Here is a 21,274-nt window from a genome sequence, read left to right as displayed (position 1 = left end):
ACATGACCGATCAGCCCATCCTCTCCATGCAAGACGTAACACTCGCGTTCGGCCCCAAAATCATCCAGAAAAACATAACGCTGAACGTCCGCAAGGGCAGTATTTTCGCGGTTATGGGTGGATCTGGCTGCGGCAAGAGCACATTGCTCAAAAGCATGATTGGCCTACTGCGCCCCACAACGGGTGCTTATCACGTTCAGGGCGATAATTACTGGAGCGGTACCGAAGCCGAGCGGACGGAAGTCAATCACAGATTTGGTGTGTTGTTTCAGAGCGGCGCATTATGGAGTTCCATGACCATCGGCGAGAATGTCGCTCTGCCTTTGCAGATGTTTACGGACCTCAAACCGCCAGTCATTCGTCGTCTGGTCGAACTCAAGCTTGGTTTTGTTGGCATGCTTCAGGCCATAGACCTCTACCCTTCCGAAATCAGTGGCGGCATGCGCAAACGGGCTGGCCTGGCACGTGCCATGGCGCTTGATCCCGACATCCTGTTTTTCGACGAGCCTTCAGCAGGGCTCGACCCGATTACGTCTGCAAGGCTTGATGATCTGATTCTGAATCTGCGCGACGGCCTGGGTGCTACGATCGTCATCGTAAGCCATGAGCTTTCCAGCCTTTTCAGCATCGCCGACGATGGCATTTTCCTGGATGCCAAAACCAAGATTCCGATCGCTCATGGCTCTCCGAGAGACCTGCGTGACCATTGCGATGAACCTCAGGTGCATGCCTTCATGCATCGTGAACGCGACGAAAAAGGAAGCAATTGATGAACAGGCAAGCCCTTGTTGGCGCGTTCGTTCTCGGGGGGATCGCACTGCTCGTTGCGGCGTTCGTGCTATTTGGAAACTTCCATCCATTCACCCGCACCGAAAAAGCAGTTCTGGTGTTCAACGGAGCATCATCAGGCCTCTCTGTTGGCGCACCCGTGACGTTCCGGGGCGTTCAGGTTGGAGCGGTGGACCGCGTCGTCATCGAATATGATGCGAACACAAAGAAAGCCTTCATCCCAGTTTATATCACCATGCGCCCAGACAACATTGTTCTCGCAGGAAGCAATAAAGCCAGCATGCCACACCTGCGGGATCTGGTTGCACAGGGGCTGCGTGGAGAAATGAACCTGCGCAGTTTTGTAACGGGCTCATCTGAAATCGATCTGGATTTTGCACCCGGCACACCGGCCGTCCTGCACCCTGACATCGCGACTGTGACCGAAATCCCCACCAAGCAATCTACCATTCAGGCCATGACGCAGACTTTGCAGGACCTGCCCATCAAACAGCTTGGTGACAACGCAAACACCGCGATGATCGCAATTCAGGAACTTTCGGAGCAGCTTGACCGAGACCTTCCCCCGCTTGTGAAAAGTGTTCATGAGACATCGGACCAAAGCCAGGCAATGATTATGGCGACCCGGGACCTTGTCGAAAAACTTCAGCCTGAACTCATGCGCACCCTCCAGAGCGTGGACCGTCTGGCCAATGCTGGCACGGACCAACTCGACGCACGTGGCAAAGAGCTCCATACCCTGCTCCAGACCAGCAATGACACCATCGCCAGAGCAGGCAAAAGCCTGAACAATATCGACAGCATGACATCACCGCGCTCTGCAGAACGCGTTAATCTGGAGGCCAGCCTCCGCGATCTGGCCGCTGCGGCATCAGCACTGCGTGGCTTTGCCGGAGACGTCGAGCGCAATCCGCAACTGTTGCTGACGGGACGCCGCCAATGAAATTTTCCTCCGCCTCGCTGGCAATTGCCACACTTCTGTTCAGCGGATGTGCATCCCCGCCGATACATTTTTATACGCTCGGAGCCCCAGCGGTACCGGGTGTTGCCCCTTCCCTTTCCGCTACAACGCACGTGATGGCCGTCACGCGCATCACCCTGCCGGATTATCTGGACACGCAGGATATTGTAGTACGTGACGGAGACCAGATTGACCGAAGCCCGAATGGTCGCTGGGCAAGCAGACTTTCACAGGGCGCCACGGACCTTCTGGCCGCACGTCTTGCACAAAGCTGGCCCTCTGTATTCGTGACCACTCAACCCCAGAGCGGAACACCGGACAACCGGCTCTCCGTGAATGTAAGTCGCCTCGACATCACGCATGACGGTCAGGGAACGCTTGAGGCAGACTGGGCTATTATCCCCCGCGACGAACACCTGCCTATCAAACACCAGCGTGCAGTCTTCACCACACACGGCAATGTTTCGACCGATACGGGTAACGCGGCTCTCACACGCAACTTGCTTGAGCAGCTTGCTTCAAGGATTGCACAAACCACAACACCCTGAGGGCCACTCAACTTGGGTGATGTGCATTGAAAACTGACCACCCCGTGCGCTGAACGAGGCGTTCCAGCGCACGGGTACCAAGCAGCGAATTGCCATGTCGGTTCAAACCCGGCGACCAGACCGCGACAGAAGCAATGCCAGGCGCAATAGCCAGAATGCCACCACCCACACCTGATTTCCCCGGCAATCCAACACGAATGGCGAATGCACCCGAGCCATCATAATGGCCACACATCATCATCAGCGCCATAATGGTCCGGGCATTACGCGGTGAAATTACCGCCTGTCCCGTCATGGGATTGCGTCCGCCCGTCATCAGATAAGTGCCTGTTTCTGCCAGCTGCTGGCAGTTCATTGTCAGGGCACACTGATGGAAGTAGAGATCAAGGGTATCAGGAACCAAATTATGAATATTCCCGAAATTACGCATGTAATTCGCAAGAGCAGCATTTCGAAAACCAGTCTCTTTTTCCTGAAGCGCTACATTCCGATCAATCGTGATACCGCTCTTATCGCTCACAAGAGGGCGCACAAGATCCAGAATTTTCTGCTGTGCGCCTTCAACACCATAATGCGAGACCAGCACATCAGAGACCACGATGGCCCCCGCGTTAATGAAAGGATTGCGGGGAATGCCGAGTTCGCTTTCAAGCTGCACAATGGAATTGAAAGCGCTGCCTGACGGCTCCTGCCGTACGCGCTGCCAAAGATCATCACCCAGCAGGTCAAGCGCCAGCGTGAAGCCGAATATTTTCGAGACACTCTGGATAGAAAAGGCCTCGTTCGCATCCCCGACCGTATGTACCTGGCCATCTGCCTCGATAACCGCCATACCGAATTTTGCAGGATCAACACACGCCAGAGGCGGAATATAATCCGCGACAGCCCCACGCTCGGAGACACCGCGCATTTCTTCGGCAATATCTTCAATGATGGTTGTGATTGACGTCATCTGCTTCTTCCAACTGACATAGCCACCGAAACTAGCAGCAGTGCGACGAAAGAAAAACTTCTGCCTCGCCCGAATATGGCAGGTGTAAAAGACTGGATGCCACGGCTTTCAGATGGATTTTGATCAAGCGATCAATGGCCGAGCCACAACGATGACCATGCTTACAGACACGCTGAAGATCCATTCAGGTCACTATCGTGCGGGTATTCGGGGCGAACAAACGCCCCGATAAAGACGCTATGAGACCATCATCAGAGCGGCATTACCGCCAGCCGCCGTCGTGTTCGTACTGACACAACGTTCAAGAACGAGAGCCTCCAGACGATATGAACCACCATCATCGTTGGTATGCAGCGTAACGATCTGTCCGGTACGCTTTGCAAGCACTTTTCCCAGAGCCAGTAAATCCGGCGCATCATGTGAACACAGAGCGACATCAATATGGTCCGCCAGATCAAATGGACGGATCCACTCCGAAAGTGTCGCCGGGAGGTTGGGAAAAGCGTCAAACATTTCCGGAAGCACAAGCACCCTGTTGCCCGTAGCAAGTGCCGCCGCAGCCTGACTCAACAGCGATGCAGCAGAGCCACCCGCACAAAGAACATTTCCCCGAGGCAACAGACTGTACAGGTTTTTCTCGCCGACAGGACCAGGAAGAGTCAGCTCCGTGCCTAAAGGCGTGCTCGTCAGCGCCGGTGCAGACGGTCTGACCTCACGCTCCCGCATCCACGCAGTATAAATGCTCATAATGGACGGCAGGGGCTGGCGCAGAGATAGCGGCAACGGAGGAGAGACGCCCAGAAGACGCCTCAGATATAGCGGGCCACCTGCCTTGGGGCCCGTGCCTGAAAGCCCATGACCACCAAAGGGCTGAACGCCCACAACAGCTCCGACCAGATTACGGTTCACATAAACGTTGCCAGCATGCGTGCGCTCCGTAACGCGGGCGATGGTCCTGTCGATCCGGGTATGTACACCAAATGTCAGCGCATAACCCGTCGCGTTGATATCATCCATAAGACGATCCAACCCCGCACGTGGGTAGCGCACCACATGCAGAACCGGACCGAAGATTTCCCGCTTCAGGACAGCGATGGACGGAATTTCAATGAGTGTGGGCGGTACGAACATCCCTTCCTCACAGCCCGCGGACAGCGGAGCCTGATACACGCGATAGCCCTTGGCCCTCATCTCTTCGATATGACGAAGGATGCCTGCCTGTGCTTCAGACGAAATAACCGGTCCGATATCAGTCGACAGAAGCTGCGGATTGCCAGTGCTCAGCTCTGTCATGGCGCCCTTGAGCATCGTCAGCACGCGATCCGCGCTTTCTTCCTGCAAACACAGCAGGCGCAACGCGCTACATCGTTGACCTGCACTATCGAAAGCCGAGGAAAGTGTATCTGCGACAACCTGCTCGGAGAGTGCCGAGCTATCCACGATCAGGGCATTCTGGCCACCTGTTTCGGCAATTAGGGGAACCGGAGTTCCATCCGGATTAAGCCGGTCAGCAAGCTGCTTCTGAATAAGGCGTGCAACCTCTGTAGACCCGGTAAACAGAACACCCGCCACCCGAGGATCACGCACGAGTTGTGCCCCTACGTTTCCAGCACCCGCCACAAGCTGCACCGCAAATTCCGGAACACCAGCTTCATGCAGGATCCGTACAGCCTCCTGAGCAATGAGTGGTGTCTCCTCGGCAGGCTTTGCCAGCACCACATTGCCCGCTGCCAGCGCGGCGGCAACCTGCCCCAGAAAAATAGCCAGCGGGAAATTCCAGGGGCTGATGCACGCCACAACGCCCAGAGGCTTCGATGTGGGCTCAGAAAATACCTCTCGTGAGCGCGCCGCGTAATAACGCAGAAAATCAACAGCCTCGCGGATTTCCGCTACCGCATTGGCATAGGATTTTCCCGCCTCCCGAATGATCAGCCCCATGAGAGGCTGCATCTCGTCCTCAAGAACATCCGCTGCCTTTTCCAGACACAGCGCACGCTGATCCGCCGAAAGCACCCCCCACTCCGTCGAGGCTATTTCTGCCGTGCTGATTGCTTCTGCCACGCTTTCCGCGGAGGCAAACACGATATGCCCCACGACATCCTGCAAATTAGCGGGATTAAGAACAGCGTGATCGCCCTCACCCCCCCATGTACGAGAAGCCGAAAGCACATCCGCAAGGGCGTGGAGCGTGGCTTCATCCGCCAGATCCAAACCCTGAGAGTTGGACCGCTCAGGCTGATAAAGGTTTCCGGGCAGACTGATGGACGGATTGCCCGCGCAATCTCCGGCAAGCATAACGGGATCTTCTATGAGTGTATCGACGGGGACGTTCTCGTCCTGAATACGATTTACAAAAGATGAATTGGCACCGTTTTCCAGCAGGCGGCGCACCAGATAGGCGAGCAACGTTTCATGTGTCCCCACAGGTGCATAAACCCGAACCGGGCGGTTCATCTTTTCAGGGCCAACGACCTCCTGATAAAGCGCCTCACCCATCCCATGCAGACACTGGAACTCATAACTTTCATCCGTAAAATCCGGACCTGCAATCGTGTAGATCGTCGCAAGTGTCTGGGCATTATGCGTCGCGAATTGTGGAAATATCTGCTGTGGGACAGACAGAAGTTTGCGGGCACAGGCGATATACGAAATGTCGGTATGGTTTTTGACCGTAAATACTGGAAAATCGCTTAGACCGTCCGTCTGCGCGCGCTTGATTTCGCTATCCCAGTAAGCCCCCTTCACCAATCTAACCATCAGACGATGGTCGCTGCGCCGGGCGAGATCAATCACCCAGTCCAGTACAAATGGTGCACGCTTCTGGTAAGCCTGAACTACGAAGCCAATGCCTTTCCAGCCCCGCAACGCTTCATCAAAGCAAAGGGCCTCCAGAAGATCGAGAGACAGTTCCAGACGGTCCGTCTCCTCGGCATCAATATTGAAGCCGATGTCATAGCCACAAGCCAGACGCGCAAGCTCGGTAACTCTGGGCAGAAGTTCCTCTAGAACACGCGCACGCTGAAGCCGACTATAGCGCGGGTGCAGAGCTGAAAGCTTTACCGAAATGCCTGGTCCACGATAAACGCCCTGCCCCGCAGACGCCTTACCAATTGCGTGAATTGCCTGCTCATAATCACGATAATAGCGCTCGGCATCTTCTGCTGTCGTCGCGGCTTCACCAAGCATATCGTATGAATAGCGGAAGCCTTTTTCATTGAACTTCCGACTATTCTTCAGAGCATGTTCGATTGTCTGTCCAGTAACGAACTGCTCGCCCATCAGACGCATGGCCATATCGACGCCACGACGGATCAACGGCTCACCGCAACGCACGAGCAGGCCTGTCAGCGCCCCCGAAACGCCGTCCAGTTCATGAGATGAAAGCAGACGCCCGGAGAAAACCAGCCCCCATGTGGCAGCATTTACAAAAAATGTACTGTCGGCACCCAGATGCTCACGCCAGTTGGCGCCTCCTATCTTGTCGCGAATTAGCGCGTCCCGTGTGGCTATATCTGGAATGCGAAGCAAAGCTTCCGCCAGACACATCAGGGCAATACCTTCCTGCGTCGAAAGATCGTACTCACGCACGAGCCCCTGAACCAATCCCGTGTCCCCGGCAGTGCGGAGCGATTTCACCAGATGGCGCGCCGTGTTCTTTACATTACGAACGGATTCAACCGGAAGCGTCGCCTCCAACGCGAGTGCTACAACACGCGACGCCTCAGGAACGCGCGTGTTTGCCGTAATGGTCTGACGAAGAGAGGAACGCGCAGGCACCGCAGTCTGCAAGGTCGAAAAAGGCTGTGTCATTACAGATCGATCCGGGAAAAATTTTCATCTCCGCTCTATCGTGACTTATGAAAAATTAAACATCGAATATCATTATGATGAACGAATTAAATTCAGTAACCTCGTATTTTTTCGAATTAAATTCTGCACTGAGGGCACTCATGGACGACGTCGATAAAAAAATTCTCGTTCGTTTACAACAGGATGGAAGGATCACGAACCTGGAACTTTCCCGCCTGATCCATCTTAGCCCAGCCGCCACACTTGAGCGCGTTCGCAAGCTTGAACAGACAGGTATCATCCGCGGATACATGGCCAAGCTGGACCCAGACGCCCTTCAATTAGGTCTGCTCGTGTTTGTGCAAGTGACCCTCGACAGGACAAGCCCGGGAATTTTCGATGACTTTTCAAAAGCCATAAAATCCATTCCCCAGATCAGCGAATGCCACATGGTGGCAGGGGGGTTCGACTACCTCATCAAGGCACGCGTGCGCGATATGAATGCCTATCGCAATTTCCTTGGCAAAACGCTTACGCGTTTGCCTGGTATTCGACAAACTCATACCTACACAGTGATGGAAGAAGTAAAGTCAAACAATGAACTTCCTTTATAGATCAAATACATCAAATTATTATTGAATTCTATATCTCTTTATAAAGGACCCATGATACCTGCGGAAACAAGCGCTGCCCGATAGCTTCTGGTGCAGAAAGTCCCTCTCACCTGAAGGATCAAGGGACTTTATTTATATGCCTATGATATTACCCTGCGTCAGCGCCTCCTACAAAGCTGATCCGCTTGCCACATAGGAACGCAGGTTTCGCTCATTATTAAACTAATTTACTTCGTTATTTTATTTAATATCGAATCATATTGTATTTCCGAAAAATACCATACTAGAGTGTCAATGTTCTATTAATAACCACCAAAGATAGTTTAATGTCTTGTCCTGCCTAACCTGACACTCGTTGCGCCCCGGCGTGCTTTCAAAAACCGGTTTGCTCTTTTCCTTCGGGAACAAGGTGCTGCCTGCAGGCTATCTGAAATGTCCAATATTTCTCTACGATCCCAGAAGCTCGAAAGCCTCTGGGGTGCAGGGCCAACTGCGCGCTATCCTCAGCTCAGGGCCACTTACGCGGCACTGTTCCAAAAGATCCGCGACAATGCCCTGGATGCAGAGCTCAACCGCGTTCTGCCTTTCGTGCCTCTACAGGCCCTCAAGGACGCAGGCTTCACGGCCCTTCGCGTTCCTGTCGAATTTGGTGGCAGTGGCGCAACACTGACAGAGCTTCTGGCGCTCATTACAGAACTCGGTTCGGCAGATTCCAACGTTGCACAGGCGCTCCGTGCGCATTTCGGCTTCGTTGAGCATCTCCTTTCCGAACCGGAAAGCGCCTATCGCACAAAATGGCTTATCCGTCTGGGAGCGGGAGAAACTGCCGGTGCGGCGGCGGCAGAAGGAGGCGGTTCGAAACGTGATCAGTTCAGCACCATCCTTGAAGAAAAGGACGGTCGCTGGGTCATCAACGGTAGCAAGTTCTTCACAACAGGATCGCTCTATGCGGACTGGTTGACCGTCACAGCAACCACCCATGACGGTCAGACCGCGAAATGCCTCGCAGCACGCCGTGACCCAGGTCTGGATATCGTAGATGACTGGGACGGTGTGGGACAGCGGCTGACCGCAAGCGGCACCGCACACTTCCGGAACGTTCTGGCAGATAGCGACGACATCCGCTTTGGCAACGTCGCGTTCCCATATTCGCAGGCTTTCTTCCAGCTTTATCATCTGGCTACCGTGGCAGGCATTGCCCGCGCTGCCGCCACGGATATTTCCGAAGCAGTCAAGCGCCGCAAACGCGGCTTTAGCCACGGAAACGCCGATCTTCCCGCACAGGACCCACAGATCCTGGAGATCGTAGGGCGTGTTTGCAGCAGCGCGTATGTCGCGGGGGCCGTTGTCTCCAGTGCATCATGCGCCTTGCAGGCCGTTTATGACAGCACCGAAGACGAGCGCGAAAATGCTGTGGTACGTGCAGAGCTTGAAGTCTGGCAGGCTCAGGATCAGGTTCTGCCGTTGGTTCTCAATGCAGCCAGCCTGCTGTTCGACGCACTGAGCGGCGCTGCGACGCTTCGTTCAGCCGGGCTTGATCGACATTGGCGCAACGTCCGCACAATTGCAGGGCACAACCCTCGCGTTTATCGCACGCGCGTAGTGGGTGATTACGCTGTCAATGGAACGCCTCCGCCCGAACAGTGGCGCGTTGGCCTGTCTTCGTAAGGGCATCCGCACGATGACTTCCCCCACTCCGAACACATCGCGTGATCGATACATGGTGCTCAATGCATTCACCATGGCCACTGTTTCGCACCTCAATTACGGCCTGTGGCGACACCCGGCCGACCAAACCCACAGATACAAAGATGTCGATTACTGGGTTGATCTTGCCAAGCTTCTGGACCGGGAGGGGTTTGACTGCCTGTTCATCGCAGATGCGCTGGGACAGATCGATGTTTATGGCAACAGCCCGGCTCCAGCACTGAAGCATGGCATCCAATCGCCATTGATCGATCCACTGATGCTGGTCTCGGCAATGGCAGCTGCGACAAAGTCTCTAGGTTTTGGCATCACACTTTCCACCACCTACGAACACCCCTATCAATTGGCCCGAAAACTCACGACGCTGGACCATCTGACGAAGGGCCGCATGGGCTGGAATGTTGTTACGTCCCAGCAGGAAAGTGCTGCGCGCAATCTCGGCCTCGAACGCCAGATTCCGCATGACGAACGTTACGAACGCGCCGATGAATTCATGGACGTTGTTTACAAACTCTGGATGAATTCGTGGGAAAATGACGCGGTTATCCGTGATCAGTCCCCCGCTGGCAGCGGAAACTGGGTTTATACAGACCCCGGCAAGGTTCACCCGATCCACCACGACGGCAAATATTTCCGCGTACCGGACGCCCATGTTTCGGAGCCCAGCCCCCAGCGCGTTCCGGTCATTCTACAGGCAGGCGCATCAGCGCGCGGCATAGACTTCGCCGCACGACACGCCGAAGTTATATTTGTAGTCGGCGCGGATGCTGCCGGAACAAAAGCCAATGTCCGCAAGATCCGCGAGGAAGCCGAAAAGCTCGGCCGTGATCCTGCGTCCCTGAAATTCATTTCAGCTGCAGCGGTGGTCGTGGGTGAAACCGAAGCCGAGGCGCTGGAAAAATTCCGGGATTACAAGACCTGGTATGATCCGATCGGCTCGATCATCCACTACTCCTCCATGACGGGTGTAGATTTTTCGCAGACGCCAACAGACAATGTCGTCACATACCGCCAGACCGAAGCAAGCCAGTCCGTGCTTAGCCAGTTCGATCCTGCCAAAAGCGGGCGCTCCTGGACGCTTGCGGAAGCGACAAGCCCCAAGGAAGGCTTTGGGCGTGCACGGACATTCGTGGGCGATGCGAAAGCCGTTGCTGACCAGATCGAAAGCTGGCTCGAAGCTTCGGAAACCGATGGCATCAACCTGATCCAGATTGTCAATCCAGACAGCTATCTGGATTTTGCCCGCCTCGTTCTTCCAGAACTGCGCAGCCGTGGGCGCATCCGTCCGCAGGCAGCGGGCACGTTACGCCAGAATTTATTCCCCGGGCTGGCCTCCGGAATTCCAGCCACAAGCCATCCATCACGCTGTTGCCCGAACTCGTAAATCAAAAAGACCTGCCTCCAATTAACACTGTCTTTTCGGGTTAAAACCAATGAACCGTTCCACTTTCCGAGCGCGTAGCTATGGCGTCTCCTTCACCGTTGCCGCGTCCCTCTCATTTGGCATTGCCGTTGCAGCACCCGCAAAAAATATCGATGAAACGGCCGTAAAAAAGTCCGTTGCGCGCCACCATCCCCTGCACGTTCGTGCGCAGGGGGCGGAAACGATCGGGGTCGAAGGGCGCCGTCAGGCAAACTGGGTCTCCAACCCCGTATCAGCGCAAACCATCCAGAATTACGTCGCGGGAACTAATGCGCTGAAAGCGCTGACAACACTGCCTGGCGTTCTATTTAATTCCGGTGATCCACAGGGCGTCAACACCTGGCAGAACTCGTTTCTGATGCATGGTTTCGACCAGAGCCAGATCGGAATGACGCTCGACGGCATGCCTCTTGGCGACCAGCAATTCAGCAACGTCAATGGCCTCAGCCCCACATCCGCCATTTCGTCCGAGAATATTGACCGCATAGATGTTTCGGCCTCCACAGGCTCCGAAAGCGTGGCCAGCACGTCCAATCTCGGTGGCACCGTCCAGTTCGTCTCACGCGATCCCTCGCACCATCGCGGTGGCACCATAAACCAGACATTTGGCAGCAATTCCATGTATCGGACGTTTGTGCGCGTAGACAGCGGTGACCTGAATAAGCAGGGCACCCGCTTTTATGTCTCCTACGCACGCAACGACACAGATAAGTGGCGCGGCGGGCAGGACCAGTTCATGCAGCAGGTGAATGCCAAAATCCTGCACCCCATCGGAGAAAGCAGCAAAATTACCGGCTTCTTCGATTATGCGGATCTGGAGATGCAGAACTATCAGGATTACAGCCTCGATATGTTCAACAACGGTGGTTACGCCATCGATAACCTGATCGGCACAAAGAACGGTTACGAAACGGCCTATCGCATTGCACTGGCGGAGCGTGGTCTTCCCGGCGGGGAAGTACCTGCGGCATATGCAAAACTCAAAAGCCCTTACACCGCGTCCTATTACGAAGGCGCCCAGCTTCAGCATTCTTACATGGGCGGTGTTACATCCGACCTCGCACTGACAGATCGCCTGCGCTGGCAGTCCACATTTTATGGGCATCGCTCTTTCCAGCGTGGATCAGTCGCAAGCCCGCTTCTGGACTCTCCAACCGGCGCGCCGCTGATCGATCAGGTGACCCAGCCCGATACAAACCGCTTCGGCCTGCGCTCCTCGCTATCCTACACAATTGCCCGACATGCCCTCAACGCGGGCGTCTGGTATGAAAACACCCATTTTGACGTCAACAAACTGGCGTATTCCGAGCCACTTCTGGCAGATGTGCTCAACGGGACGGCAACGCCCGTCAACGGCCTGAGCAATCTGGGCACGCCCTTCCAACGCATGTACGAGCAGGTATTCAACACCAATACGTTCGTAGGATACGTGCAGGACACGTACCACATCACAAACACCATCGCGCTGCATGCCGGGTTCAGGTCCGTTCTGAACACCACGCGTGTTGGCGTTCTCGCCAACTGGGAACCTTACACACGCACGACCGCACTCTCGGGCGGAAATTCACTGTCCGTCAGTAAGCCCTTTCTTCCACATTTCAGTGGCGAATGGCGCTTTGCGAGAGGGCATCAACTCTATTTCGATATTGCCGAGAACGTAAAAGTCTACCCGGTTTCCGGGTACAACAGCGGCACGTCTCCCCTTTCGACCACACAAGCAGCTTTCGAAGCCTCGCGGAACAGTCTGCAACCAGAAACAGACTGGAACTACGCCGTCGGATATCGCTATCTGGGGAAAGTCGTTTCCGGCTCGCTCTATGCTTACCGCACGGATTTCTCGAACCGGCTGCAACGTATTTCCACAGGCCCGACCACCAACCCATACACCACGATCAAAAACGTCGGCGGCGTTGCGATGAATGGTGTGGATGCCGGACTGACACTGACTCCGATCCATGGCCTCAGCCTGAGCAACAGCATCAGCTATAACCACGCGACTTACAGCGACAACGTCCCTGCAACCGTCAACGGGCAGCAGATCATCTATCACATCAAGGGGCAGCAGGTCGTTGCTTATCCGCAACTCATGTATCGCGGACAGCTTTCCTATACCTGGCATGACGCTTCCGCACATATCGAAACGCAATATGTCGGCAAACGTAACCTCAGCTACACCGGCGATACGAAAGTACCGGCTTACTGGCTGACCAATCTAGGCGCCCGATACGACCTAACTAAAACGCTGCACCGTTTCAGCCCAAGCAGCTTTGTCCATAACCTGTCCATAGATTTCAACGTCTATAACGTTACGAACGTCAAATACATCTCGACGATGGGCCAGAACGGCTATCCGATGAGCGGTGATTACCAGTCCATCGTGCTTGGTGCTCCCCGGCAGTATTTCGGCTCCGTACACGCGGATTTCTGATCCCATGTCAGAGCAGATCCAACACCTCTCCACCCCGGCGCCAGAATTGGTGCCACCCTTGGTAGGCTACCGGCCCCAGACATTTACAGCGCAGTATCTAGGGCTGCTAATCTTCATGATCGGAGATGGCGTCGAGATTGGCTACCTGTCCCCCTTTCTCGTCTCGGCTGGACAGACCGAACATTTCGTAGCTCTAATGTTCACGGTCTATGGGCTCGTTGCCGCCATCGGTGCATGGTTTTCGGGCCTGCTCTGCGATGTTTTCAGCAGCAGAACCATAATGACGGCTGGTCTCACCTTATGGGTGGTGCCGCAGATTCTTTTCCTTTCCATCGCCATCCCATCGCACTCAGACGCCCTTCTGCTTCTGACATACGGGCTGCGAGGTGCCGGATATCCACTATTTGCATACGGGCTACTGACACTGCTCGTAAAATCGGTGGAGAAAAAACGTCTGGGTCTGGCTGTAGGGCTGTTCTGGTTCTGCTTTACCTGCGGCCTACCGACGCTCGGATCGGTTGTCGCTGAAATGCTCCTGCCTCATTACGGGCAATACGTCACGCTGTGGATTGCACTGCTCGCCGTAGCCAGCGGCGGTGTGATCGCCCTCAGCAATATGGGGCATACGCGTCATCAATCCGCCATCACATCTGCTGGCTGGAACGACGTTCGCGATACCCTTGGTCTCACACTCGTGCTCGTCCGCAAAAATCCCTCTCTGGGGCTGGCCTGCGTGGTACGGGCCATCAATTCCAGCGCGGCACACGGCATCATCGTGTTCATGCCGTTCTATTTTACAACAACGCTCGGCCTCACTTCGGGCAACTGGATCCGCTTTCTCGAAATCATTTTCGGAAGCAATATTATCTTCAATCTCGTGATCGGCTTTGTCAGTGATTTCATTTCCTGGCGCAAAACCATCATCTGGTTTGGTGGTATCGGCAGCGCTCTGACCTGCGTTGGAATGTACTGGCTCCCTGCACTTTATGCCCATACCAGCCTTCCGCTCGTTTACCTCTCTGCAGCCCTGTTTGGGATGACACTGGCCGGGTACGTACCACTTTCTGCCCTGACACCCTCCCTCCTTCCTGAAAATCAGGGGATTGCGATGTCTCTGCTCAATCTTGGTGCAGGAAGCAGTGCCTGGATTGGCCCGTTCATTGTCTATCTTTTCAAATCATCGGTCGGGACCATCGGCATCATCTACATCTATGCGGGCCTGTTTCTGCTCAGCGCGCTCCTGACCGCCTTCATCAGACTTCCCCAAAAACTCCAGCCAGCAACCGCATAACAGGCACACTGCCCGTCCCTGAAGGAAATGTTCTCATGTCCGACCGGCTTTCACATCCGGCCCTTTCCGCCGAAAAAGTAACAGCCCGCATCGGCGCCATCATCCATGGCGTGGACGCCTCCGTCGATCTTCCGCCCGATCAGCAAACCTATCTCCGAGAGGCGCTGGCCCGCCACAAAGTCCTGTTCCTGCGTGATCAGCATCTGGACGATGAGCAGCACGAAAAATTCAGCCGCATTTTCGGGGAGCCAATCCTCCACCCTACAATCGCTGCTCCCACAGGTACGAAATATACCTTCGAGCTAAAATCCAAGAACGGCAGATCAACGGATTCATGGCACACGGACGTCACATTCGTGCCCGCATACCCCAAGGCTTCAATCCTCCGCGCGCTGGTCATTCCGCCCTATGGTGGCAGCACCACATGGGCCAATACCGCCACGGCATATGATGACCTGCCAGAGCCTCTGAAGCTGCTTGCAGACACCCTGTGGGCCATCCACGGGAACGATTACGACACCAATTATTATAAATTCGACGCCAACAAACACGAAATTGCTGAATTCAGAGCAGCTTTCGTCTCCAAGATCTATGAAACCGAACATCCCGTGGTTCGCATCCATCCGGAGACGGGCGAAAAAACACTTATCCTGGGACATTTCGTCAAAGGGCTGTCAGGCTTGCCTACCCTTGATGCAAACAAGATCATCGAGATTTTCCAGTCCTACATCACGCAGATTGAAAACACCGTGCGTTGGAGCTGGGCACCGGGTGACATCGCAATCTGGGACAACCGCGCCACCCAGCATTACGCCGTAGCAGATTTCGATACACACAGACGAGAACTCCGCCGCATCACCGTGAAAGGTGACACACCCATCAGTGTTGACGGGCGTAAAAGCCGCCTCCTCGTCGGGCCAGACTCAGGTGAAGCGCTGGACCACTGACAGCTCCAAAGGAAATCAGAGAACCATCATGACATCAGAAACACTTCTGGACGCTCCACCTTCAAACAACTTACGAAATGCCGTCACAGCCAATGACTTTCGTCAGGCCATGTCGCGTCTGAGTGCAGCCGTTACGATCGTCACAACCGATGGCCCGCTGGGGCCGCATGGAATGACGGCATCAGCTGTCTGTAGCGTGACAGACACGCCAGCCACTGTGCTGGTTTGCGTCAATCGCTCCACACGCTCTCACGACGTGTTGCGGGAACACGGGACGCTCGCAATCAATATTTTGGGCCATGAGCATCAGGATATTGCGATGCTGTTTGCCAGCAGCCGCAAGACCATGGAGGAGCGCTTTGCATCCGGGAGCTGGCATCGCGCCCATAATCATGCGCCTGTGCTTGCAGATGCAATCACAACACTGGTCTGCAGCATCAACAACATGCATGAAATCGGAACGCACTCCGTTCTATACTGTACGGTCGAAAACATTATGAATTCAAACCAGATAGGCGCTGGGCTCGCTTGGTTTGATCGTAATTTTCACGTTCTTCCACCTTACCAGAACGCCGAATAAAGTACTTTTCAAGCACCGGGCCGTGGGGTCAGATGCACCCCCGCCATCATGCAGCGAACCGATCCCCCCGCGAGCTCGATTGTTGGCACTTCCAGCGGCAATAACGTCGCAGAGCGCTCGATCGCCCGCTTCTGCTCGACGCTCAACGCCCTGAAAGCGCGACGCGAAAAGGCGAGTACACGCCCCTGCGATCCCGAAAGCTCAAGCGCGTTTCCAGAAAAATCATTGATCTGGGAGAAAGACAGATCAATGATTTCGCGACCATTCTCACTCAAACGATCGCGGATTTCTGCCCGCCTGCGTGGGTTGGTGATCGTATCAAGCCCGATCAGGGCAAAATCTGTTCCAACGCACATCAGCACATTGGTATGATAGATGAGCTGTCCGGCCTCATCCGCTGCATCGAAAACAATCGGCTCAAAATTGAAATGCGTGCAGAAGCGTTCCATCGCCACTTCATTGGTGCGGTTGGATTTTGCCGCATAAGCGATCCTGCTGATATGATCGAACACCATGGCCCCTGTGCCCTCAAGCGAGAGTCCGTCCTGCTCCAGCCCCGAATAATCAATGACATCCTGCACACGGTAATTGTGCTTAAGCATCTCGATCACATCCGAACGGCGCTCAAGGCGACGATTTGGCGAAAACATCGGGTACAGCGCAACATGACCACCCGCATGCGTCGAAAACCAGTTATTCGGGAAAACCGAGTCCGGCGTTTTTCTGCTCTCGTCTTCGAACATGTGAACGACAACACCTGCGGCTTCCAGTTTTTCCGCAGCCTGTGTCACTTCTGCATAAGCCTGCTCGGCGATGGCCTGAGCAGTGCGTGTTCCATCACGCTTCTGGAACACATTGTCCTGTTCGGTTTCCGGGTTTGGATAAAAATGATGCGGCCGGATCATGACCACTGCTTTGGGGGCCTGCACTGAAAAAGACGTCATGCCAAATATGTCCTATCCAAACAGAAAAAATCAGTACCGCGTCAGCAGACCAAACAGATCACGGGGATCCTTGGGTTCTGCAACAAGGTCTATTTCAACCTGAAAATCCGTATCCCGCACTTTGTCTCGCAGATATCGCAACGCCGAAAAATCTTCCGTGGCAAATCCCACGGAATCAAAAATCGTGATGTCCTGCTCAGTGCGACGTCCAGGCGCCTCACCGGTCATGACGTGCCAGAGTTCAGTTACCGGGAAATCTTCCGGCATCTGCTGGATTTCGCCTTCAATCCGGGTCTGTTCCGGAAATTCCACGAAGACCCGTCCACGGCTTAGAATATCAGCATGAAGCTCCGTTTTTCCGGGGCAATCGCCGCCAACAGCATTGATGTGAACACCAGCACCAATCATGTTGTCCGTCAAAATGGTGGCCTTAAGCTTGTCGGCCGTGACTGTGGTGATGATATCAGCACCCTGAACAGCTTCATGGCTGCTTCCGGCCACCGCAATTACCAAGCCGCTGTCGTTCATATTTGCACAGAATTTGCGGGCAGCATCGGGGTCCACGTCATAAACACGAAGATGCGTAATCCCCAGAAGAGCCTGAAAAGCCGTTGCCTGAAATTCGGACTGCGCGCCCAGACCAATAATCGCCATGACACGGCTGTCAGATCGCGCCAGATGCCGCGCTGCAACAGCGGACGTCGCTGCCGTTCGCAGTGCTGTAAGAAGTGTCATTTCGGAAAGTAGGAGCGGATAGCCGGTATTTACATCAGATAGAACGCCAAAAGCAGTGACTGTCTGCAAACCTTCACGCGTGTTTTTCGGGTGGCCATTGACGTATTTGAAGCCATACAAAACACTATCCGCAGTAGGCATCAGTTCAATCACACCATCACTGGAATGACTGGCAATACGTGAAACCTTCTCAAACTCAGGCCAACGGCGGAAATCATCCTCAATATAGCCTGCAAGTTCCTGCAGAAATGTTTTTATGCCGACATGCCGAACCAGTCGTACAAGATTTTCCACACCAACATACTGGACCATAATCTCACCCCTGCCTTGTTCGTGCAGGAATTATCCGCAAACAAAATGATTATTTTAACTGGCAATATGATTATATTATTATGATAATTTGATCATATTGCTACCCTATAAGGTACATATCGTCAGATGCATATTTTCGATAAGCTGGACCGGCAGTTGCTCGCCATACTTCGTCAGGATGGCCGGGCACCGGTCGCGAAACTTGCTGCTGCAATCGGCGTGTCCCGAGGCACTGTTCAGCTTCGGCTGGACCGCTTGCTGGAGAGCGGAGCCATTCTGGGGTTTACGGTGCGCGCCCGTGAAAACCACGATACCATCCGCGCCATTATGCTGATTGAGGTGGCAGGAAAATCCACCACAACGGTCATCAGATCTCTCCGAGCCGTGCCCGAACTGCACGCACTGCATACAACAAACGGCGCATGGGATCTCATTGCAGAAATACGTACCGACACGCTTGAAAATTTCGATAGGGTACTGCGGGAGGTAAGAATGATTGACGGCGTATTAAACTCGGAAACCAGCCTGATGCTCAGCACGATCTAAAGTCTTCCCGAAGCCCGGTCAGCCCATCAGATAGGATTGTAGTCTGGGCACAACAAACTCCAGAAAAGCCCTCACACGCTGTGGTGCCTGATGGCCCCCGTGATACAGCGCATGGATCGCCTCCACATCGTCCAGCCGCGCTTCGGACAGAACTTCGACCAGCGCACCAGATCGCAGATCCTCGCGCACATGATACTGCCCCAGACGCGCAAGCCCACCGCCCCAGAGCGCCATCCGACGTACGGTTTCACCATTATTGGCCAGTAATGGCCCGCTCACCATCCGGTCTACGATCCGCCCCCCTTCCTGAAACGGCCACACAGGGGCCGCCCGGCGGAAATTGAATCCCAGACATTGATGATGATCGAGGTCTGCCACAATGCGCGGTGTTCCTTTCCGCGCCAGATAGTCCGGAGAGGCGACAATCACCCGTCGTGCCGCCCCGATGCGCCACGCTGTCAGCGTAGAGTCAGGCAGCGGTCCAACCCGAAGTGCAACATCCGTCCTGTCCAGATACAGATCCACCATTTCGTCTGACAGAGACAAATCCACGACAATTTCCGGATGCGCCTCCCAGAATGCTGGCAAAAGTGGCTCGAGCCCGAGCGCACCAAACGCGACAGAAGCATTGACCCGCACTATACCCTTGGGCTGTGCAGACCCCTGCGAAACAGAACGCTCGATATCGTCCAGTTCTGACAGCAATACCTGTGCACGCTCATAATAAAGCTGCCCTTCCGGTGTGATGGTCAGACGCCGGGTCGAACGCTCGACTAGCCTTACCCCCAAACGCCCTTCAATCCGCGCAATTAACTTGCTGACCGTTGAAGGCGTCGTCATGGAAAGGCGTGCCGCCTCCGAAAAACTCCCGCTTTCCACCACACGCAGAAAAATCTGCATCTCGCCAACACGATTATCCATGACATCTCATCTATGAAACTGATTCACACGCTTTTGGGGAGTGGCCTCCGCTAATCAAGTGTTATGCACGCAGAAAAAGCCATGAAAGCCAGGGATCATTTTCACTTTCTTCAGCCATACCATCAGTTTCCGCTTACCGCACAGCCAGTAATGTGAGGACATTATTCCAGGCACTCTTGACGCGCTGGGACTGCCTGACCGGCGCAATTTCCGACGGTGACGCATCATCATCCAGCTCTGTCAGCAATGCCATACGAACAGACACGATGACAGATGGACCCTTTGGCGCGGCTTTTCACATCCTGCTCCAGCCACGCCAAAGTCCGAATACTGCCTGAACCAAGGTTTCGGGCACCATTACATAATCCGCTCTACATCTGTGATGTTAAGCTTTTATGACCGCACTCTGATAATCCCCCAAGACCAAAGGTAATCTGCGCGTTCTTACACAAACGGACCAATCGAATATTTCCTTTCTCCGGAAACGTCATGGTGGCAGTGTCTTCGCGACATTCACATGCACAGACAGGGCCGAGACGATGAACACCACAAAGCTTGCGCGATGCGCTGCCATCACACTGGGAACACTGGCCCTGAGCGCCTGCGCCACGACCCTGCCGCCCTCGCCAGCCATTCCTCTTCCGGCAGCCGGAGATCTTGTGAAATCTGCGCCGTTGGACGGAAAGCTGGCCCTGCCTAATGCTGGCACGTCACTGAGCATGACCTATCTGTCCACCAACGGCATTACCGGAAGCGGCACCATCCCCGTAACGGCCGAAGTGATTCTGCCCCCGGGACAGGCTCCCGCAGGAGGATGGCCAATTGTCGCCTGGGCTCATGGCACAGTCGGAATTGCATCGCAGTGCGCCCCTTCACTTAATCCTTATACGCCGCGCAACTCGGCCTATCTTTCCGAGTGGATCAAACGTGGCTTTGCCATCGTCGCCACTGACTATCAGGGTCTGGGCACTTCCGGCGTTCACCCCTACCTGAACACCCGGGCCGAGGCTTACAACGTCCTGGATTCAGTGCGCGCCGCTCTGAAGGGCGTTCCGGGCCTGAGCAACAAGGTGATGATTGTCGGCCAGTCGCAGGGAGCCGGTGCCGCATTTGCCGCAGCAGCTTTCGCCCCTCAATACGCACCGGACCTGAATATCCGCGGCACTGTGGCCACGGGCATTCCTTATATGAGCCCGCAGATCGTACAGGCCATGATGGCCTCAAACCAGAAGAAATCACCCAAGACCAAACAGGCAGCGTCTGTTGATCCCGTCGTGGCATATGGCCTTCTTATCGGCGCGTCTTATGGTGGTATCAATTCCAGCTTCGACCCTGCAACAGCGTTCACACCAAAAGCCATGAACGCCTATAATGCTGCCTCCAAGGTCTGCCTGACGCCCCTTCTGGATGAGGTCAAAAAGGATCACCTGACGCAGCGTAATGCGTTCCGTCCAGACATGGCAAAGGTCCTTACACCCGCTCTCAAAACAATGATGTACCCTACTCTCAAACTGAGCCAGCCACTCTTCGTGGGCACAGGCACAGCAGATGTGGACGTCGCAACGGCAGGGCAGCTCGCTCTCGTACATGATGCCTGTGCTGCCGGGACACTGGTTCAGGCCCATCTCTACAAAGGCAAGGATCACTCCGGCGCAGTGCTGACATCCCTGCCCGATTCCGAAATCTTCACCAAGGCCGTCATGAACGGCGAAACCCTGACCCCGCAGTGCTCACCCGTCGCGAAATAAGCACCACATAACGGTCCAACCACCGATATATGTGTCTCT

General features: G+C 54.7%; 18 protein-coding genes. 12 read left to right on the top strand and 6 right to left on the bottom strand.

Going from position 1 to position 21,274, the window contains the following annotated elements; translation table 11 throughout:
- Positions 1-2: 2 nt before the first annotated feature.
- Genes GWA01_RS00800 through GWA01_RS00790 form a run of 3 tightly spaced genes read left to right on the top strand, consistent with a single transcriptional unit; the run spans position 3 to position 2,298 of the window.
- Entirely contained in the window at positions 3-770 is a 768-nt protein-coding gene (locus tag GWA01_RS00800) for an ABC transporter ATP-binding protein (RefSeq protein ID WP_146793081.1), read from the top strand.
- Entirely contained in the window at positions 770-1,732 is a 963-nt protein-coding gene (locus GWA01_RS00795; RefSeq protein WP_146793079.1) for an MlaD family protein, read from the top strand. The genes GWA01_RS00800 and GWA01_RS00795 overlap by 1 nt, the downstream gene beginning before the upstream one ends.
- Positions 1,729-2,298, top strand: a complete 570-nt coding sequence (locus GWA01_RS00790; protein ID WP_146793077.1) for a PqiC family protein — start codon at positions 1,729-1,731, stop codon at positions 2,296-2,298. Before GWA01_RS00795 ends, GWA01_RS00790 begins: the two co-directional genes overlap by 4 nt.
- A gap of 7 nt (positions 2,299-2,305) precedes the next feature.
- Here GWA01_RS00790 and GWA01_RS00785 read toward each other — a convergent pair whose 3' ends face one another.
- Positions 2,306-3,250 (bottom strand): glutaminase, encoded by a 945-nt coding sequence (locus tag GWA01_RS00785; RefSeq protein WP_146793074.1) that lies wholly within the window; start codon positions 3,248-3,250, stop codon positions 2,306-2,308.
- A gap of 237 nt (positions 3,251-3,487) precedes the next feature.
- Positions 3,488-7,060: a bifunctional proline dehydrogenase/L-glutamate gamma-semialdehyde dehydrogenase PutA gene (gene putA / locus GWA01_RS00780; protein WP_146793072.1), complete on the bottom strand. Its 3,573-nt coding sequence runs from the start codon at positions 7,058-7,060 to the stop codon at positions 3,488-3,490.
- 140 nt (positions 7,061-7,200) lie between these two features.
- Between putA and GWA01_RS00775 the strand changes: the two genes are divergently transcribed.
- The 7 genes from GWA01_RS00775 (at position 7,201) to GWA01_RS00745 (ending at position 16,029) form a co-directional block, all read left to right on the top strand.
- Positions 7,201-7,653, top strand: a complete 453-nt coding sequence (locus GWA01_RS00775) for an Lrp/AsnC ligand binding domain-containing protein (RefSeq protein ID WP_146793070.1) — start codon at positions 7,201-7,203, stop codon at positions 7,651-7,653.
- A 432-nt stretch (positions 7,654-8,085) separates the two neighbouring features.
- On the top strand, positions 8,086-9,321 hold the full coding sequence (locus GWA01_RS00770; RefSeq protein WP_146793068.1) for an acyl-CoA dehydrogenase family protein: 1,236 nt from the start codon (positions 8,086-8,088) through the stop codon (positions 9,319-9,321).
- Entirely contained in the window at positions 9,275-10,744 is a 1,470-nt protein-coding gene (locus GWA01_RS00765) for an LLM class flavin-dependent oxidoreductase (protein WP_228118256.1), read from the top strand. Before GWA01_RS00770 ends, GWA01_RS00765 begins: the two co-directional genes overlap by 47 nt.
- Before the next feature lie 49 nt (positions 10,745-10,793).
- The gene (locus GWA01_RS00760) at positions 10,794-13,211 is read left to right on the top strand and encodes a TonB-dependent receptor (RefSeq protein ID WP_146793066.1); all 2,418 of its coding nucleotides are present in this window, start codon (positions 10,794-10,796) and stop codon (positions 13,209-13,211) included.
- Positions 13,212-13,215: 4 nt separating this feature from the next.
- Complete coding sequence (locus tag GWA01_RS00755; protein ID WP_146793064.1) at positions 13,216-14,502, top strand: MFS transporter; 1,287 nt, start codon at positions 13,216-13,218, stop codon at positions 14,500-14,502.
- 35 nt (positions 14,503-14,537) lie between these two features.
- Positions 14,538-15,449, top strand: a complete 912-nt coding sequence (locus GWA01_RS00750; RefSeq protein ID WP_146793062.1) for a TauD/TfdA dioxygenase family protein — start codon at positions 14,538-14,540, stop codon at positions 15,447-15,449.
- Positions 15,450-15,477: 28 nt separating this feature from the next.
- Entirely contained in the window at positions 15,478-16,029 is a 552-nt protein-coding gene (locus GWA01_RS00745; RefSeq protein WP_146793060.1) for a flavin reductase, read from the top strand.
- An 8-nt stretch (positions 16,030-16,037) separates the two neighbouring features.
- On the opposite strand, the gene ctlX is transcribed toward GWA01_RS00745, so the two are convergent.
- Together ctlX and GWA01_RS00735 are read right to left on the bottom strand one after the other, a co-directional pair.
- A complete protein-coding gene (ctlX, locus tag GWA01_RS00740) occupies positions 16,038-16,973 on the bottom strand; it encodes a citrulline utilization hydrolase CtlX (protein ID WP_146793058.1) in 936 nt (311 codons plus the stop codon).
- A 30-nt stretch (positions 16,974-17,003) separates the two neighbouring features.
- The gene (locus tag GWA01_RS00735; RefSeq protein WP_146793056.1) at positions 17,004-18,020 is read right to left on the bottom strand and encodes an ornithine cyclodeaminase; all 1,017 of its coding nucleotides are present in this window, start codon (positions 18,018-18,020) and stop codon (positions 17,004-17,006) included.
- A 126-nt stretch (positions 18,021-18,146) separates the two neighbouring features.
- On the opposite strand from GWA01_RS00735, the gene GWA01_RS00730 reads away from it, so the two are divergent.
- The gene (locus tag GWA01_RS00730) at positions 18,147-18,566 is read left to right on the top strand and encodes an Lrp/AsnC family transcriptional regulator (protein ID WP_146793054.1); all 420 of its coding nucleotides are present in this window, start codon (positions 18,147-18,149) and stop codon (positions 18,564-18,566) included.
- Between the two features lie 18 nt (positions 18,567-18,584).
- Here GWA01_RS00730 and GWA01_RS00725 read toward each other — a convergent pair whose 3' ends face one another.
- Positions 18,585-19,487: a LysR family transcriptional regulator gene (locus tag GWA01_RS00725; RefSeq protein ID WP_146793052.1), complete on the bottom strand. Its 903-nt coding sequence runs from the start codon at positions 19,485-19,487 to the stop codon at positions 18,585-18,587.
- A 133-nt stretch (positions 19,488-19,620) separates the two neighbouring features.
- Positions 19,621-19,752 carry a hypothetical protein gene (locus GWA01_RS13290; protein WP_264818529.1) on the bottom strand — a complete coding sequence of 44 codons (132 nt, stop codon included), beginning with the start codon at positions 19,750-19,752 and terminating at the stop codon, positions 19,621-19,623.
- A 274-nt stretch (positions 19,753-20,026) separates the two neighbouring features.
- On the opposite strand from GWA01_RS13290, the gene GWA01_RS00720 reads away from it, so the two are divergent.
- A complete protein-coding gene (locus GWA01_RS00720) occupies positions 20,027-21,235 on the top strand; it encodes a lipase family protein (RefSeq protein WP_146793050.1) in 1,209 nt (402 codons plus the stop codon).
- Positions 21,236-21,274 lie beyond the last annotated feature (39 nt).

The sequence above is a fragment of the Gluconobacter wancherniae NBRC 103581 genome, assembly GCF_007988885.1.
GTDB lineage: Bacteria > Pseudomonadota > Alphaproteobacteria > Acetobacterales > Acetobacteraceae > Gluconobacter > Gluconobacter wancherniae.
The sequence above is the reverse complement of the archived record's forward strand: the minus strand, read 5'-3'. Positions and strand labels throughout refer to the sequence as shown.

Excerpts from the sequence above, each read along its gene's own strand:
- GWA01_RS00800 (WP_146793081.1), top strand. The coding sequence starts at position 3 with ATGACCGATCAGCCCATCCTCTCCATGCAAGACGTAACACTCGCGTTC.
- GWA01_RS00795 (WP_146793079.1), top strand. The coding sequence starts at position 770 with ATGAACAGGCAAGCCCTTGTTGGCGCGTTCGTTCTCGGGGGGATCGCA.
- GWA01_RS00790 (WP_146793077.1), top strand. The coding sequence starts at position 1,729 with ATGAAATTTTCCTCCGCCTCGCTGGCAATTGCCACACTTCTGTTCAGC.
- GWA01_RS00785 (WP_146793074.1), bottom strand. The coding sequence starts at position 3,250 with ATGACGTCAATCACAACCATCATTGAAGATATTGCCGAAGAAATGCGC.
- putA (WP_146793072.1), bottom strand. The coding sequence starts at position 7,060 with ATGACACAGCCTTTTTCGACCTTGCAGACTGCGGTGCCTGCGCGTTCC.
- GWA01_RS00775 (WP_146793070.1), top strand. The coding sequence starts at position 7,201 with ATGGACGACGTCGATAAAAAAATTCTCGTTCGTTTACAACAGGATGGA.
- GWA01_RS00770 (WP_146793068.1), top strand. The coding sequence starts at position 8,086 with ATGTCCAATATTTCTCTACGATCCCAGAAGCTCGAAAGCCTCTGGGGT.
- GWA01_RS00765 (WP_228118256.1), top strand. The coding sequence starts at position 9,275 with ATGGAACGCCTCCGCCCGAACAGTGGCGCGTTGGCCTGTCTTCGTAAG.
- GWA01_RS00760 (WP_146793066.1), top strand. The coding sequence starts at position 10,794 with ATGAACCGTTCCACTTTCCGAGCGCGTAGCTATGGCGTCTCCTTCACC.
- GWA01_RS00755 (WP_146793064.1), top strand. The coding sequence starts at position 13,216 with ATGTCAGAGCAGATCCAACACCTCTCCACCCCGGCGCCAGAATTGGTG.
- GWA01_RS00750 (WP_146793062.1), top strand. The coding sequence starts at position 14,538 with ATGTCCGACCGGCTTTCACATCCGGCCCTTTCCGCCGAAAAAGTAACA.
- GWA01_RS00745 (WP_146793060.1), top strand. The coding sequence starts at position 15,478 with ATGACATCAGAAACACTTCTGGACGCTCCACCTTCAAACAACTTACGA.
- ctlX (WP_146793058.1), bottom strand. The coding sequence starts at position 16,973 with ATGACGTCTTTTTCAGTGCAGGCCCCCAAAGCAGTGGTCATGATCCGG.
- GWA01_RS00735 (WP_146793056.1), bottom strand. The coding sequence starts at position 18,020 with ATGGTCCAGTATGTTGGTGTGGAAAATCTTGTACGACTGGTTCGGCAT.
- GWA01_RS00730 (WP_146793054.1), top strand. The coding sequence starts at position 18,147 with ATGCATATTTTCGATAAGCTGGACCGGCAGTTGCTCGCCATACTTCGT.
- GWA01_RS00725 (WP_146793052.1), bottom strand. The coding sequence starts at position 19,487 with ATGGATAATCGTGTTGGCGAGATGCAGATTTTTCTGCGTGTGGTGGAA.
- GWA01_RS00720 (WP_146793050.1), top strand. The coding sequence starts at position 20,027 with ATGAACACCACAAAGCTTGCGCGATGCGCTGCCATCACACTGGGAACA.